Below are 13,058 nucleotides of genomic sequence, written 5' to 3'. Positions count from 1 at the left end.
ACCGGTAATAGCACTCTGCCCCTGCACCTATCGGTAGATGCAGGGGCAGAGTCAGCTTCGGGCTAGGTCGCGATGCTGGAGCGGTACGTGTAGGACGACGACCGCGACAGGGCGAACTCGAAGATTCCGTAGCCGGTCTGCCCGTTCCACTCGAACGTGCAGCACCGGTCGGTCAGGGCCGAGTCGAGGGTCGTCGGCCCCACGGATCCGTCGAGCGGATAGACGTCGAACTCCTGGAAGTCGCGGCCACGGACCTTGCCGTGGTGTCCGCCGTAGCCACCGCCCGCCATGTAGCCACCGCCTGCGGAGGCGTCCGCACCGATGCGGTAGGTCGCGCCGCCGGCCGTCACGACCTCGATCGTCCCCCCGGTGAGGTCGTTGCCCGCGGCGAATGCCAGGTCGTGCCGGACGTCGGTGATGTCGTCGAGTCGGCCGTCGTCGTGCATGACGGCGCCTTCCAGCAGAATTCGGCCACCTCGACGGTCCTCGACGAGCAGGAACCCGAACGTGCGGTCCGGGAACTGCGCCTGGTACCAGATGTGCAGGCCCTGTCCGCCGGACATGGTCCGCACCCCGCGGGAGCGGTCCCGCAGGCCGTACCACCCGCCGACGTCGGTGGCGGACCCGTCGAGGGTGAGAGTGCCTTCGTAGCGGCCGGGCTGGAAGAGATGGTCGAACGACGTGACGTTTCCGTCGGTGTTCTCCACATCCACCGATCCGAGCCAATACGGTGCCCGGGCGCGCCAGACCAGGTCCAGTTCGAGTCCGGTTTTGTTCTCACCCAGCTGGATTCGCCAGGTCGTGTTGTCCTCGAGCGTCTCCCACTTCAGCGGCCCGACGGAGGCGGCGTCGGTCGCGTCGTGCTCGGTGGAGAAGCGCAGGTTGCGCTGCTCGGTCTCCGTGGTGAGGACGACGAAACCGTCCACGACGTTCCGCGGTGGATAGACCCCGGCGCCGAGGATCACCGACGGCGCGGCGGCGCCGTCCGGATGAAGGTTGAACATGAACCGGTCGAAGAACCTCTCCGGCATGTCAGCAGTGGCCCGGGTTACCAGGGCGTCGTGGAATCCGTCGGTCATGCGTACTCCTTCTGGTCGACGGTGGGTATCAACTGGAGACCGGCGACTTCGGCGCCGATGTCTCGTCGACAGCGTCGACCTCCTTGTGATCGAGGGTAAAGCGGTAGGACCCCATCAGCAGCAGGCAGACGATCCCGACACCGACCAGCACGATGATCGGCAGCGCTCCGGCACGGTAGGAACCGGTGGCGCTGTAGACCTGTCCGAGCAGGAAGATGCCGAACGCCGACCCCTGCGCGTAGAGGAAGTAGATGAATCCCAGCACCCGGCCGTAGGAGTGCTTGGGGAAGTATCGGCTCACCATGTAGGCGGCGAGATCACCCTCGGATCCCAGGCCGAGACCGATCAGGACGGCGCCGACGAACAGCAGGCCGGTCTGCGACGACGTGATCATCAGGAAGACGCCGACCGCGCACAACGCGAAGATGATCGAGCCGATGGCGGGGGCGTAGAACCGGTCCAACAGGTAGCCGACCAGCAGGCGGGCGGAAACCGACGCCAGGCTGAGGACGGACAGGATCGAGACGGCGGTGCCCTGGCTGATGCCCTTGTCGGTGGTCATGGGCACGATCTGCGACATCAACCCGAAGGTTGCCGACGACACCAGGAAGATGGCGATGGAGAGCAGCCAGAACTGCCGGTACTTCCGGGCCACGGTGAGGAGGGACTCCCCGGCCATCCGGCCTTGTAGGCGCGCGGCCATGCGCTCGGCCTCGTGTTCGGCCGGCATCCGGGTGACGAAGGCGTAGACGGCGGCCGGGATGACCGTGCACAGGGCGCCGATGACCAGGAACGCCAAGCGCCATCCGCCGATGCCGAGCATCCAGTTGGCTAGATACGGCATCAGTACACCGCAGGAGCCGAGGCCGGCCATGAGAATGCCCAGCGCCATGCCGCGCCGGTCCTGGAACCACGCACTCACCACGGTCGAGTGCGCGACCGGGTTCACGGCGCCCGCTCCGGCGCCGATCACCACACAGAGCAGGTAGAAGACGAGTTGATTGTTCGGCAGTGCGGACATCAGCATCAGGCCGATTCCGAACGCCAGTGACATCGGGACCGAGGGGATCTTGGGTCCGTACCGGTCGATGAGGAAGCCCAGGATGACGATGCTGATGCCCACCAGCACCGTTTCGATGGACAGGCCGTTGCTGATGACGCTGCGTTCCCAGCCGAACTCCTGGGTCATGGGCTTGCCCAGGATGTTGAACAGAACGTTGACCGCTGTCGTGCCGAACAGCAGTGTCATGAAACCGGTAACGACATACCACCAGCGGTTCAGATGCCGCGTGGGCGCCTGCAACCCAGTCGTGCCGACTGCGCTCATGGAAGCTCCTGTCGATTGATATCGGTAGTCGGGGGCGGCGATGCCGCGCAGGGGATCCACGGTGAGTGGCCTCCGTCACAGATAACACCATATGGACAGGCCAAAGTAAAGGACAGTCCAAAATGGTGACTAGCGATGGGACGAGAAGTCGAAGATCCTGCTCGCGATCCGGCGCAGCTGCAGCTCGTCCGTGCCCTCGGTGATGCGGTAGCGGCGGTGGTGGCGGTAGATGTGCTCGAACTGCTTGTGGCGGGAGTATCCGACGCCGCCGTGGATCTGGATCGCGCGATCGGCGGCGCGGCAGGCGAGCTGGTTGCTGCGCAGGTTCACCATCGCCACCTTGTCGGTGACGGCCGTCTTCCCGAGCTCGTCCATCATTGCCGCGGTCTTGTAGATCGTGTTGCGGATCAGTTCCGCATCGGTCTGGAGTTCCACCAGTTGCCACTGGATTCCCTGGTGCTCGTGCAGCGGCTTCCCGAAGACGACCCGCTCCTGCGCGTACTTCACGCTCTGGTCGATGCAGTACTGCGCCGCACCGAGCGACGACGCCGCCTGCCGGATCCGGTTCTCGTGGACGAACAGCTGCGCGCAGTCGAGGCCGCGGCCGACCTCCCCGACCACTGCGCTCGCCGGGACCCGCACGTCGTCGAGATGGACTTCCGAATGGTCGCTGGGCATGTTGAACGTCCAGTGGTTGAACGGAACGGAGAACCCGGGCGCGTCCGTCGGTACCAGGAATGCGGTGATCCCGTCGGCCTTGCCGGCCTGCCCGGACGTGCGCGCGAACACGAGGTCGACCTCGGAGCAGTCGACAAGGCTGTTGAAGCGCTTCGCCCCGTTGATGATCCAGTCGTCGCCGTCACGCCGGGCCGTCGTTTCCAGGTACGTCGCGTCGCTGCCGTGCCCGGGCTCGGTGAGACCGAACGCGATCTCGATGTCGCCGCGGATCAGTGGTTCGAGGTACTGCTCCCGCTGTTCGTCGGTACCGTATTCGTGCAGTACGAGCGCAAGGGGGAGGTTCGCGACCACCGATGCCTCGTCGGCGTGCGGGAAGTGCAGACCGGAGCCCCGGGTGAGGAGGTGCTCGCGCACGACGGCCATCGCGAGGTTGCTCCCGTCGTTGCCGCCGAGCGCCCGGGGCAACGGGAACCGGAAGAACCCGGCGGCGTCGGATCGGCGCCGCGCCTCGAGCAGCAACTCGCGCCACTCCTGCTTGGGGAATCCGTCCCGTTCCCAGTCCGTGCGGGCGTACTCGCGGCGGTGGTCGAAGAACTGCGGGTGCTTGGCCTCGAGCGGGGTGATCTCGCGATCGATGAACGCGTCGAGGTCGGTGACGAACTGCTGCACATCGTCGGGAATGGTCCAGTCCATAGGGCGTCCTCCGCTTCGGTTTCCTGATGCATCGGACGGTAGGGAGCGGCGGCACCCACAGCCACGAGGCCGCCGCGCCGCACTGTTGATTTCTCCAGTGCCGAATCGACGGTTCCTGTGGTGCGCGCGGTCGCCGTGGTTGCATGCGGCCATGCTGAAGCTGAACGGGATCGACGAGTTGGTTGCGCGGGTCGGCACCGACCTCGGCACGACGGACTGGTACGACGTGACCCAGGACCGCATCACGGCGTTCGCGCACGACACCGAGGACTTCGAGCGGATCCACGTCGACCCCGAGCGTGGCCGGGAGGCCGGATTCGGCGGCACGATCGCCCACGGAATGTACACACTCTCGCTCGGGCCGAAGTTTCTCTACGAGGTCTTCGAGATGAACGGGCATTCGCTGGGACTCAACTACGGGTTCGACACGGTGCGGTTCCTGAACCCCGTCCCGGTCGGTTCGCGGATCCGCATGACGGCGCGACTGCAGGATGCGCGACCGATCGACGGCGGATATCGGTTCACGATCCGGCAGACCTTCCAGATCGAGGGTCACGACAAACCCGCCTGCGTCGCGGACGCGGTCGTGGCCTACTTCCACTGAATACGAGGAGAGTGACGTCCATGCGCGCAGTCGTCGTCGAGGAACTGACCGGCCCGGAGGCCGCGACGTTGGCAGAGGTACCCGAACCGCACGGCGCCCACCCCCGGGCGGACGGACAGCGACTACTCGTCGACGTGCACGCCGCCGGCCTCTCGTTCATCGACCCCCTGCAGACCTGGGGGAAATACCAGAACGGCGTGCCCACACCGTACGTGTGTGGCAGCGAGTTCGCGGGTGTCGTGGTCGAGGCGCCGGGCGGCACCGACCTCCGGCCGGGCGACCGGGTCGGCGGAATCGTCTGGCACGGCGCGCTCGCCGAGCGGGCCCTGGCACTGCCCGAGTACACGGTGAAGATCCCGCCGTCGATGTCGTTCGTCGAAGGCGCGGCGCTCTACATGAACTACTCGACGTCCTGGTACGCGCTGCACCGGGCGCAGGTTCGGCCGGGCGAGTACGTGCTCGTCCACGGCGCGGCGGGTGGGGTGGGTACCGCGGCGCTCGACCTCGCGGACACGTTCGGGGTGAAGGCGATCGCGGTCGTGTCCAGCGACCGGAAGGAGGAGGTCGCGCGCCACCACGGCGCGCACGCGGTGGTGCGGTCGGACGGGCCGTGGCTCGACGAGGTGCGCGACCTCACCGACGGGCGCGGCGTGCACGTGGTGATCGACCCGGTGGGCGGCGACCGGTTCACCGACTCGCTCCGCGCACTGCGCCAGGGCGGGCGACTCGTCGTCGTCGGATTCACCGGCGGCTCGATTCCCACCGTTAAGGTCAACCGCCTGCTCCACCGCAATCTCACCGTCACGGGAATCACCATGGACAACATGGAAACCGAGTATCCCGGGACTTTGCGGATGGTCCGGGACGCCGTCGAGTCACTGGCCGCCGAGGGACGGATACATCCGTATGTCGGGGCGACGTTCCCGCTCGAACAGTCGGCGGCCGCACTGCGCGCGCTGGACGACCGGGCCGCGCTCGGCAAGGTCGTGGTCGAGGTGGTACCTCGCGGTGTTACGGAAGTGGTGCCGTCGGCCTGACGGCACGGGCTCAGGGAACCGCCGGGGCGCCGAGCACGGCCAGCCCTCGTTCGACGACCTCGGCGAGGCTCTCCGCGGCGACGACCAGGGCGGGGTCCGGGTCGGGGCGCCTCCGGTTGCGTTTGACGAAGACCGACATCGTCGACGCCGTCTTGTAGTAGCAGTAGGCCAGGAACCAGTCCAGGTCGGGAATCGGCCCGTCACGCTCGGCGCGGTAGGCGGCCAGGAGTTCGCCGCGGGACGGCATCCCGGTTCCCGCCGCGACGTCGGCCGCCGGACGGGACCGCCGGAACCGGTGCGCCGGGTCGGTGTGCATCAGCAACCACGCCAGATCGGTGCGGGGGTCGCCGACGGACCAGATCTCCCAGTCGATGATCGCGGCGAGGTCGTCGCCGGCGAACAGCATGTTCGCGAGTCGGTAGTCGCCGTGCAGCAGGGTGGGAGCGACCGGTGCGGGGATGCGGTCCGTCAGCGCGGCGTGCAGTTCGGCGTGCCGAGGCGCGATGTCGTCGTCGACGGTGTCGAGCAGGCGCTGCCAACGGGCGAGTTCCTCCGCGACGGTGACGACCGGTTCGTCCCCGACTCCCAGCGCGACGGGATCGAGGTTCTGCATCCGTGCGAGCATCCCGGCGGCTCGGAGAGCGCGGACGGCAACCGTGTCGGCGGACGGCGGGGAGCCGGCTTCGTCGAGGAGCGGTTCGTAGGACTGTCCGTCGACGAGGGTCATGCCGAAGTACGGTGGCCGTTCGGGTGTTCCGTTCTCCTCGAGGAGGATCGATGGCACCCGGACGCCGGGCGCCGCGCCGAGGAGACGGATGATCCGCGCCTGCCGGAGGACGTCGCGGTTGCGGACCGGTTCCAGTCCGGGGGGTGCCATCTTGAGGACGATGCCCGCGTCGGGCACGCCCGGGCGGCTGAGCACGGCCCGGTAGGTCAGGCTCGACACCCCACCCGGCAGTGCCGAGGGCGCCGATATCGCGGCTCCCGGCCATCGGCGATCCGCGGCCGCCGTCGCCCGTGTGGTCAGCGTGTTCACATCGAATTCCGTCACGTCTCCACGATCGGGCCGGTCGGCCGGCACCGCAAACACGCGCGTCGCTGTCACTGAAGAAATCCACAGTGGTCCCTCGGTGGTTGCTTCGGATGATCTCCGGTGCGTGGTAGAGCTTGTCTATGACATCGATCAGCGGATATCGGTCCCGGAACGATGCTGGGCTGGAGCGGTTCTCGTTGCACGGCAAGGTCGCGGTGGTGACCGGGGCGTCGTCCGGTCTCGGTGTGGCCTACGCGCTCGCCCTGGCACGCGCGGGTGCCGACGTCGTCCTCGGGGCGCGGCGTGGCGACAAACTGGCCGACACCGCGGAGCAGGTGCGGAAGTACAACCCCCGCGTGGTGGCGGTGGAGACCGACGTGACGCAGGTGGACCAGTGCGACCGCCTCGTCGAAGCCGCCGTCGAGGCATTCGGGCGGGTGGACGTCCTCGTCAACAACGCGGGCACCGGCGGTGAATACCACCCCGTGACGGAGGATCCGCCCGACCACTTCCGGTCCGTCGTCGACGTCAACGTGCACGGCTCCTACTGGATGATTCAGCCTGGAAGCACCGATTGGTATGAGCGCGTGAGAGTGTCATAAAAGCGAAATGCCCTGTCGTAGTGGAAGAATGAGACTTCTCGAGGGTCAGATTCAGCCACGCGGAAGGACATCTCGCGGATGCAACTATCTCACACCCGACCCGTCTCGGCGGCGAGGTTCGACGATCCGAATTTGGTGGCGACCGCGGGACTGGTCCCGGTGATGGCGTTGGCGCAGGCCAGCGGCCTGCTCACGCTCGCCGATCAGCACCTGAGCGTGCCCACCGACAAAGGCGCCAACCCGGGCCGCAAGATCGGGTCCCTGATCGGCGGGATGGTCGCCGGCGCCGACAGCATCGCCGACCTGGCGATCCTGCGGCACGGGGCAATGGGGACCGTCTTCGACCGCCCCTATGCACCGTCGACGCTGGGATCGTTCCTCCGCGAGTTCACCTTCGGGCACGTGCGGCAACTCGACGCCGTCGCCTCACGGTTCCTGGGCGCTCTCGCCGAGAAGACCCCGCTGGTCAGCGGCATCGACACCGGGCGAATCATGGTCGATATCGACGACACGATCATCGAGGTCCACGGCCACGGCAAACAGGGCTCCGGATACGGCTACTCCGGCGTCCGCGGGCTCAACGCCCTGCTCGCCACCGTCACCACCGACACCTGCGCGCCGGTGATCATCGGTCAACGCCTACGCCGAGGAGCCTGCGGCTCCGCACGCGGCGCCGCCCGGATGGTCGCCGATTCGCTGGCCACCGTCGACCGGCTGCGTTCCCAGGCCGGCGGGGCGGACGGCCACGGCGCGTCGAAGCCCCTGGTCCGTGGCGACTCCGCCTTCTACGGCCATCCCACCATCAGTGCCGCGATTCGCGCCGGCGCCGATGTGTCGGTCACCGTGCGCCTGACCTCCACCATCAAACGTGCGATCGCATCCATCGACGACGAGTCCGCGTGGACACCCATCGAATACACCGACGCCCTCTACGACGAGGACACCGACACCTGGATCTCGCGGGCGGAGGTCGCCGAGATACCGTTCACCGCGTTCGCCTCGCAGAAGAAGGCCCACCAGATCCCCGGACGGCTGGTGGTGCGCCGCATCCCCGACCTGCGACCGCCCAAGGACCAGGGCCAGGGCACGTTGTTCGACATCTGGCGGTTCCACGCCTTCTTCACCACCACCGACCCCGACGACCTCGACACCGTCGACGCCGACAAGACCCACCGCCAACACGCCGTCATCGAGCAGGTGCACGCGGACCTGAAGAACTCCGCCCTCGCGCATCTGCCCTCGGGCCGGTTCGCCGCGAACGCCGCCTGGCTGGTCTGCGCGGTGATGGCGTTCAATCTGACCCGTGCCGCCGGCACCCTCACGGCTGACCCGAAGCTGACGAAAGCGACCACCGGCACCATCCGGCGCACCCTCGTCTCGGTCCCCGCCCGCATCGCCTCCTCCGCCCGACGGCTGACGCTGCACCTACCGACCGACTGGCCGTGGGAAACACCATGGAACACACTGTTCGACAGAACGTTCGGCCGCAATCACCCGATCATCGTCTAACGTCCGCGACACCTGCCCGCCCTCGACGCGAAAGAGCCAGTGGAACAACCCGACACGCAGGTCGGACGATCACCCACGTCCGTAACCAACTCGCTGCCGCACAACGAAACTCAGCACGGACACATCAGTCGATCGGTGGATTTAGGTTCAGGCGTGCGCGCGGGTGATGGGCCGCGGCAGTTCGATCGTGAACGTCTCCAGCGTCATGGCTCTCACGACGGCGAAGATGCCCGCCGCCGCGTACAGCGCGAGCAAGGCGGCCGTTCTCGGGCTGAGCCGCGACCTCGCCGCGCAACTCGGTCCGAGCGGAATCCGGGTGAATGCCATTCTGCCGGGTGTCTTTCCGTCCGAGGCGACGGCGCACTACAGCGAGAACTACAAGCGCAAGATCATCGACGCGCGGATACCCCTCGGACGCATCGGCGATCCCGAGGACATCGCCGCGGTGGTGGTGTTCCTGGCGAGCGACGCGTCCGCGTATCTGACCGGGGTGAGTCTTCCCGTCGACGGCGGCGTGCTGGTGAACTGAGCACGCGCGGACGCTATCGGTGCTGCGCCACCGAGGAGGTGACCGTGCGGGTGTTGAGGCCGTCGCCGGCGTCGACGGTGAGGAACTGGCCGGTGACGCTGCGAGCGGTGGGGGAGGCGAAGAACGCGACGGCATCCGCGATGTCGGCCGGGTCGACGAATCCGTTGGGCATCGACGCGAGCCACGCGTCCTGGATGTCCTGAGGCATGGACAGGATGCCGGAGCTGGCCGTCATCCCGGGCAGGACGGCGTTGGCGGTGATGCCGAGGGCGACGTTCTCGGCCGCCACCGTCTTGACCAGACCGAGCAGGCCGGCCTTCGTGGTGCTGTACGACACCTGGGCCGGCATGCCCTGCGTGCCTGCGGTACTGGAGATGACGACCACGCGGCCGTATTCCCGTTCGCGCATCCCCGGCAGGCATTGCTGCAGCACTCGGAAGGTCCCGGTGAGGTTGACCTCGAGGTCTTTTCGCCACTTGTCGATCGACAGACTGTGTGCGGCGCCGAACATCGTCGTCAGACCCGCATTGGCCACGTAGACGTCGATGTCGTCGAGGGGCGGCAGTTCGTCGGCGGACATGTCGGCCTGGTACGTGCACCCGGGTGCACGGTCGAGCGTGACCACCTCCATCCCGTCGGCTTCGAGTCGGGCGACGATGGCCTTACCGATACCGCCCTCGCGTGCGGCACCGGTTACCAGTGCCTTGCGGCGGTGCGGGTCGGTCATGCGGATCTCCGTTCGTCGGGCAGTGCATCGATGCGTCCAGTGTCGTCGCATTCCGCTTCGGCGCAGCGGTTTTCGACGTGGAAGGCCGGATGGTCGCGAAGTCGGAGGACGAGAAGCGCGGTATGGATGCTCAGTTGATGAGACGCGTCACCGGTGACGTCGAGGCCGGTGAGGGCGTGCACTCGCGACAACCGGAGGCGCACCGTGTTCTCGTGCACACCCAGACGCGTGGCGGTGCGGCGCATGCCGCGATTCTGCTCGAACCAGACTGCCAGGGTGCGAATCAGTTCGGTCGACGTCGCGTCGTCATCGAGGAGGGGGCCGAGCATGTCGTCGATGTAGTGCCGGATGGCGGAGATCTCGCCGTTCGCGAGGAAGAGCCGGGCCGGTCCCAGATCGTCGACGGCGAGAACGCGATGCCCCGTTCCGTGAGTGAAACGGTCGATGCAGCGCACCACCTCCCGTGCCTCGCGGTAGGCGCGGGTGAACGAATCGGGTTCGTACACGGATGACACCCCGGCGATCAGACCTCCCGTCGGGCTCAGTTCGGCGGCCGCCGCCTCGAGGGTCGCGGTGATGCGCCGGACGACGGTCGGGGACGCGACGTGCTCCGGTGCCTCGATGAGCAGGAGGATTCCCTCCGAACCCCGAGTCGACAACACCTCCATGCCGAGAGCACGCTCGGTGTGCTCGGCGAGGGAGCGGTCGAGATCCTCGGGTGTTCCGTCGGATCCGCGGACATACACCAGGGACCGGCGGGCGTGGACGTTCACGCCGAGGTATTCGGCACCGGCCGCGAGATCGGCCCAGGCGCCGGAGCCGCGAACGAGTTGGCGGGCGAGTGCGGACCGCGCATTCCAGGCCACCCGGGTGATGCGACGCTGGGTGAGGAATTGCGCGCCGATGCGGCGGGCACAGCGGAGGGTCACGTACTCGTCCGTGGGATGGAACGGCGTGGGTTGTTCGTCGACGACGAGCCATCCGAGGTGTTCGCCGCGTTCGACGATCGCGCTGAGGATCTTGCGCCGCGACAACCCGGTGCCGAGTTCGGCGGGCAACAGCACGGGTTCCGCACTGGTCGGGGTGATCGTGTGCTCGCGCACGATCTCGCGCAGTGGTGGGAACGTCGTCTGCCTGCCGGCATCGGGCCGGGAGGACGCGACGACGTGTCCCTGGCGGTCGAAGAGGGTGACGGCTTTGCCGGTGGCCTCCGAACAGACCCGGACGATCGCGGACAGGCAGTCGACGGCCACCGCGGCGTCGTCGAGAAGCTCGTCCAACGCGCTGAGCGGAAGGTGCCTACGGTCGGTGCGCTCGTCGGAGGTGGACATCACACGGTCAGCGGTGATGGGTGAGCAGAAGTGTGCGGACTGACGCCGCGTGCTCGATGGCCGACTCCATCGACGTGGTTGCCGGCACCAGGGTGATGTTGTCTGCACCTGCTTCGACGAACGAGTTCAGCCACTCGGCGACCTGCTCGGGTGTTCCGGCGGGGGCCAGATGACGGAACTTGTCGCGCGGCAACTGATACAGCGCCTGCATCTTCTCGCCGACGAGCCGGTCCGCGACCGCGGCATCCTTGTCGAGCCCGCACCAGACGTTGACGCCGAACGAGTCGGGTGCCCGGTCTTCCTTCGCTGCCGCATCGAGAATGGCGGTACGGGTCTCGGCGAACCGGCGTGGAGTGCAGAAGATGCCGAGCCAGCCGTCGCCGTAGCGGGCGGTGCGGCGGATGGCGGATTCGCCGCGGCCACCGATCAGAATCGGCACCGCCGGCTGCGGCGCAGGCAGGATGCGTGCCCGGTCGAGGGTGAAGAACTCACCATGATGGGTCACTTCCTCGCCGGTGAGGACGGCGCGCAGCACCTCGAGCGTCTCGTCGAGGCGACGGCCGCGGGTGCTGGGGTCGACCCCGCTGTTCGAGATCTCGGAGCGGTCCTCACCGCCGACGCCGGCACCGAGGACCAGCCGTCCGGGTGCGATCTGCGACAGCGTCGCGATCTGGCGCGCGGCGAGCATCGGGTGCCGCAGTCCGAGCAGGTAGACGCCGATGATCACCGACAACGTGTCGTGGCTGGACAGGACGGACGTGGCCGAGACCATGCCGTCGAACCCGGTTCCGCCGTGGAAGCTGATGTGGTCGCCGACGGTGATGTGGTCGAGACCCGCCTCTGCCGCGGAATCGAGGAGCAGTCGCCGATCCGCGGGTTTCGGGACGAGGAGTGCGTCCGTGACCGACAATCCCACTCTGATCGACACCCTGATCTCCTTTCATGCGAATGGACTGACCATAAACTTATCGGCGGGGCGATGGCAAGGGGCGGGGCAGGCCCCACCACGTCTTCTGGCCGTTGATCACCCAGCCGTCAGCGGTTTGCTCGGCGCCGCAGTTCATCGCGGCGACATCTCGTGGTGTCGGCAACCGAACGAATGAGACTGGCGGGGTTCGGTTCGGCGTGCCCATATCATCGGTCCACGAGCATCGACCGGGCGCCGGCTTTGGCGGCCCAGAATTCTCGGCTGCCGCCTTCGCGGAGCGGGTCATTGTTCGGTCGATCAGGCTGCCGGCGCGGTCGGGGGTGAGTTCCTCGCAGGCCAGTACCAGTCCGTTGCCGGGTACTTCCCACAGCGACAGGTAGGTGGCCGGGGGCCGACGTACGGGCGTTGCGGGCTGTCAGGTGCGCGCTGTCCATCGGGTGCGAGGCCGAACGCTATCGGGGGACTGCTGCGATCGACGATGTGTCGGAACGCCGGCAACTGTGCGTGGGGCCCGTCGTCTCCTCGGCGACAGTGAAGTCGGGTCCGGCCGAGGGGGTGGCGATTCCAGGACGATTCATTTCTGTTCCATCAATTCTCGACGGGTCTGGAACTCCGGATGTCGTTGTGTGAGTGGCCTTGTCTTGCTCACCCTGAACTACTTCGGAAAACACGTCGTCCCGGCCACGGAGAGGCCGGGACGACGTGCCAGAGGCCGGAAGTTGGCCCCCCGATCAGGTGGTCACACGCAGGGAAAACCGAAAACCTGCGGCGTGCTTCCATTGAACTCGTCAGGTCTTGTGAGACTTTTCGCTGCTGCAAAAAATGGAAGTGAGTGCAGTCGGCAATATTTCCACGTTCCGGGCCGTTCCTTTCCGAAGCCGTTACTTCTGATGTGGGCGCGGGTCAGGGGTGTTGGCCGTGTTCCCGCGGCAACATCATCAATCCTCAGGCAGCGAAGAAGATGGCGGGATGCGGTGTTGA

10 protein-coding genes and 2 pseudogenes are annotated in these 13,058 nt (G+C 67.2%); 5 read left to right on the top strand and 7 right to left on the bottom strand.

Annotation, left to right across the window (positions count from 1 at the left end; translation table 11 throughout):
* Nucleotides 1–62: 62 nt before the first annotated feature.
* The 3 genes from JWS14_RS14350 to JWS14_RS14340 form a co-directional block, all read right to left on the bottom strand.
* Complete coding sequence (locus JWS14_RS14350; protein WP_072937119.1) at nt 63–1,079, bottom strand: Rv3169 family protein; 1,017 nt, start codon at nt 1,077–1,079, stop codon at nt 63–65.
* Between the two features lie 28 nt (nt 1,080–1,107).
* Nucleotides 1,108–2,406: an MFS transporter gene (locus tag JWS14_RS14345; protein ID WP_072937120.1), complete on the bottom strand. Its 1,299-nt coding sequence runs from the start codon at nt 2,404–2,406 to the stop codon at nt 1,108–1,110.
* Nucleotides 2,407–2,535: 129 nt separating this feature from the next.
* Nucleotides 2,536–3,777, bottom strand: coding sequence for an acyl-CoA dehydrogenase family protein (locus JWS14_RS14340; RefSeq protein ID WP_072937121.1), 1,242 nt, complete (start codon nt 3,775–3,777; stop codon nt 2,536–2,538).
* Nucleotides 3,778–3,928: 151 nt separating this feature from the next.
* Between JWS14_RS14340 and JWS14_RS14335 the strand changes: the two genes are divergently transcribed.
* Together JWS14_RS14335 and JWS14_RS14330 are read left to right on the top strand one after the other, a co-directional pair.
* Complete coding sequence (locus JWS14_RS14335) at nt 3,929–4,381, top strand: MaoC family dehydratase (protein ID WP_072937272.1); 453 nt, start codon at nt 3,929–3,931, stop codon at nt 4,379–4,381.
* Nucleotides 4,382–4,401: 20 nt separating this feature from the next.
* A complete protein-coding gene (locus JWS14_RS14330) occupies nt 4,402–5,418 on the top strand; it encodes an NADPH:quinone oxidoreductase family protein (protein ID WP_206013573.1) in 1,017 nt (338 codons plus the stop codon).
* A gap of 10 nt (nt 5,419–5,428) precedes the next feature.
* Here JWS14_RS14330 and JWS14_RS14325 read toward each other — a convergent pair whose 3' ends face one another.
* Nucleotides 5,429–6,469, bottom strand: a complete 1,041-nt coding sequence (locus tag JWS14_RS14325; protein WP_206013572.1) for a phosphotransferase family protein — start codon at nt 6,467–6,469, stop codon at nt 5,429–5,431.
* A 122-nt stretch (nt 6,470–6,591) separates the two neighbouring features.
* On the opposite strand from JWS14_RS14325, the pseudogene JWS14_RS14320 reads away from it, so the two are divergent.
* From JWS14_RS14320 to JWS14_RS14310, 3 genes and pseudogenes are all read left to right on the top strand, one after another.
* Nucleotides 6,592–7,011: pseudogene (locus tag JWS14_RS14320) on the top strand (SDR family NAD(P)-dependent oxidoreductase); the annotation flags it as partial.
* A gap of 120 nt (nt 7,012–7,131) precedes the next feature.
* The gene (locus JWS14_RS14315) at nt 7,132–8,562 is read left to right on the top strand and encodes an IS1380 family transposase (RefSeq protein ID WP_206013571.1); all 1,431 of its coding nucleotides are present in this window, start codon (nt 7,132–7,134) and stop codon (nt 8,560–8,562) included.
* A gap of 145 nt (nt 8,563–8,707) precedes the next feature.
* Nucleotides 8,708–9,091 (top strand): annotated as a pseudogene (locus JWS14_RS14310) (SDR family oxidoreductase); the annotation flags it as partial.
* A gap of 13 nt (nt 9,092–9,104) precedes the next feature.
* Here JWS14_RS14310 and JWS14_RS14305 read toward each other — a convergent pair.
* Genes JWS14_RS14305 through JWS14_RS14295 form a run of 3 tightly spaced genes read right to left on the bottom strand, consistent with a single transcriptional unit; the run spans nt 9,105 to nt 12,077 of the window.
* On the bottom strand, nt 9,105–9,818 hold the full coding sequence (locus tag JWS14_RS14305; protein WP_072937124.1) for an SDR family NAD(P)-dependent oxidoreductase: 714 nt from the start codon (nt 9,816–9,818) through the stop codon (nt 9,105–9,107).
* A complete protein-coding gene (locus JWS14_RS14300) occupies nt 9,815–11,149 on the bottom strand; it encodes a PucR family transcriptional regulator (protein WP_072937125.1) in 1,335 nt (444 codons plus the stop codon). Before JWS14_RS14300 ends, JWS14_RS14305 begins: the two co-directional genes overlap by 4 nt.
* 7 nt (nt 11,150–11,156) lie before the next feature.
* A complete protein-coding gene (locus tag JWS14_RS14295) occupies nt 11,157–12,077 on the bottom strand; it encodes an LLM class flavin-dependent oxidoreductase (protein WP_072937126.1) in 921 nt (306 codons plus the stop codon).
* Nucleotides 12,078–13,058: the final 981 nt, after the last annotated feature.

The sequence above is a fragment of the Rhodococcus koreensis genome, assembly GCF_017068375.1.
GTDB classification, from domain to species: domain Bacteria; phylum Actinomycetota; class Actinomycetes; order Mycobacteriales; family Mycobacteriaceae; genus Rhodococcus_F; species Rhodococcus_F koreensis.
The sequence above is the reverse complement of the archived record's forward strand: the minus strand, read 5'-3'. Positions and strand labels throughout refer to the sequence as shown.

Excerpts from the sequence above, each read along its gene's own strand:
- JWS14_RS14330 (WP_206013573.1), top strand. The coding sequence starts at position 4,402 with ATGCGCGCAGTCGTCGTCGAGGAACTGACCGGCCCGGAGGCCGCGACG.
- JWS14_RS14315 (WP_206013571.1), top strand. The coding sequence starts at position 7,132 with ATGCAACTATCTCACACCCGACCCGTCTCGGCGGCGAGGTTCGACGAT.
- JWS14_RS14335 (WP_072937272.1), top strand. The coding sequence starts at position 3,929 with ATGCTGAAGCTGAACGGGATCGACGAGTTGGTTGCGCGGGTCGGCACC.
- JWS14_RS14305 (WP_072937124.1), bottom strand. The coding sequence starts at position 9,818 with ATGACCGACCCGCACCGCCGCAAGGCACTGGTAACCGGTGCCGCACGC.
- JWS14_RS14300 (WP_072937125.1), bottom strand. The coding sequence starts at position 11,149 with ATGTCCACCTCCGACGAGCGCACCGACCGTAGGCACCTTCCGCTCAGC.
- JWS14_RS14350 (WP_072937119.1), bottom strand. The coding sequence starts at position 1,079 with ATGACCGACGGATTCCACGACGCCCTGGTAACCCGGGCCACTGCTGAC.
- JWS14_RS14340 (WP_072937121.1), bottom strand. The coding sequence starts at position 3,777 with ATGGACTGGACCATTCCCGACGATGTGCAGCAGTTCGTCACCGACCTC.
- JWS14_RS14345 (WP_072937120.1), bottom strand. The coding sequence starts at position 2,406 with ATGAGCGCAGTCGGCACGACTGGGTTGCAGGCGCCCACGCGGCATCTG.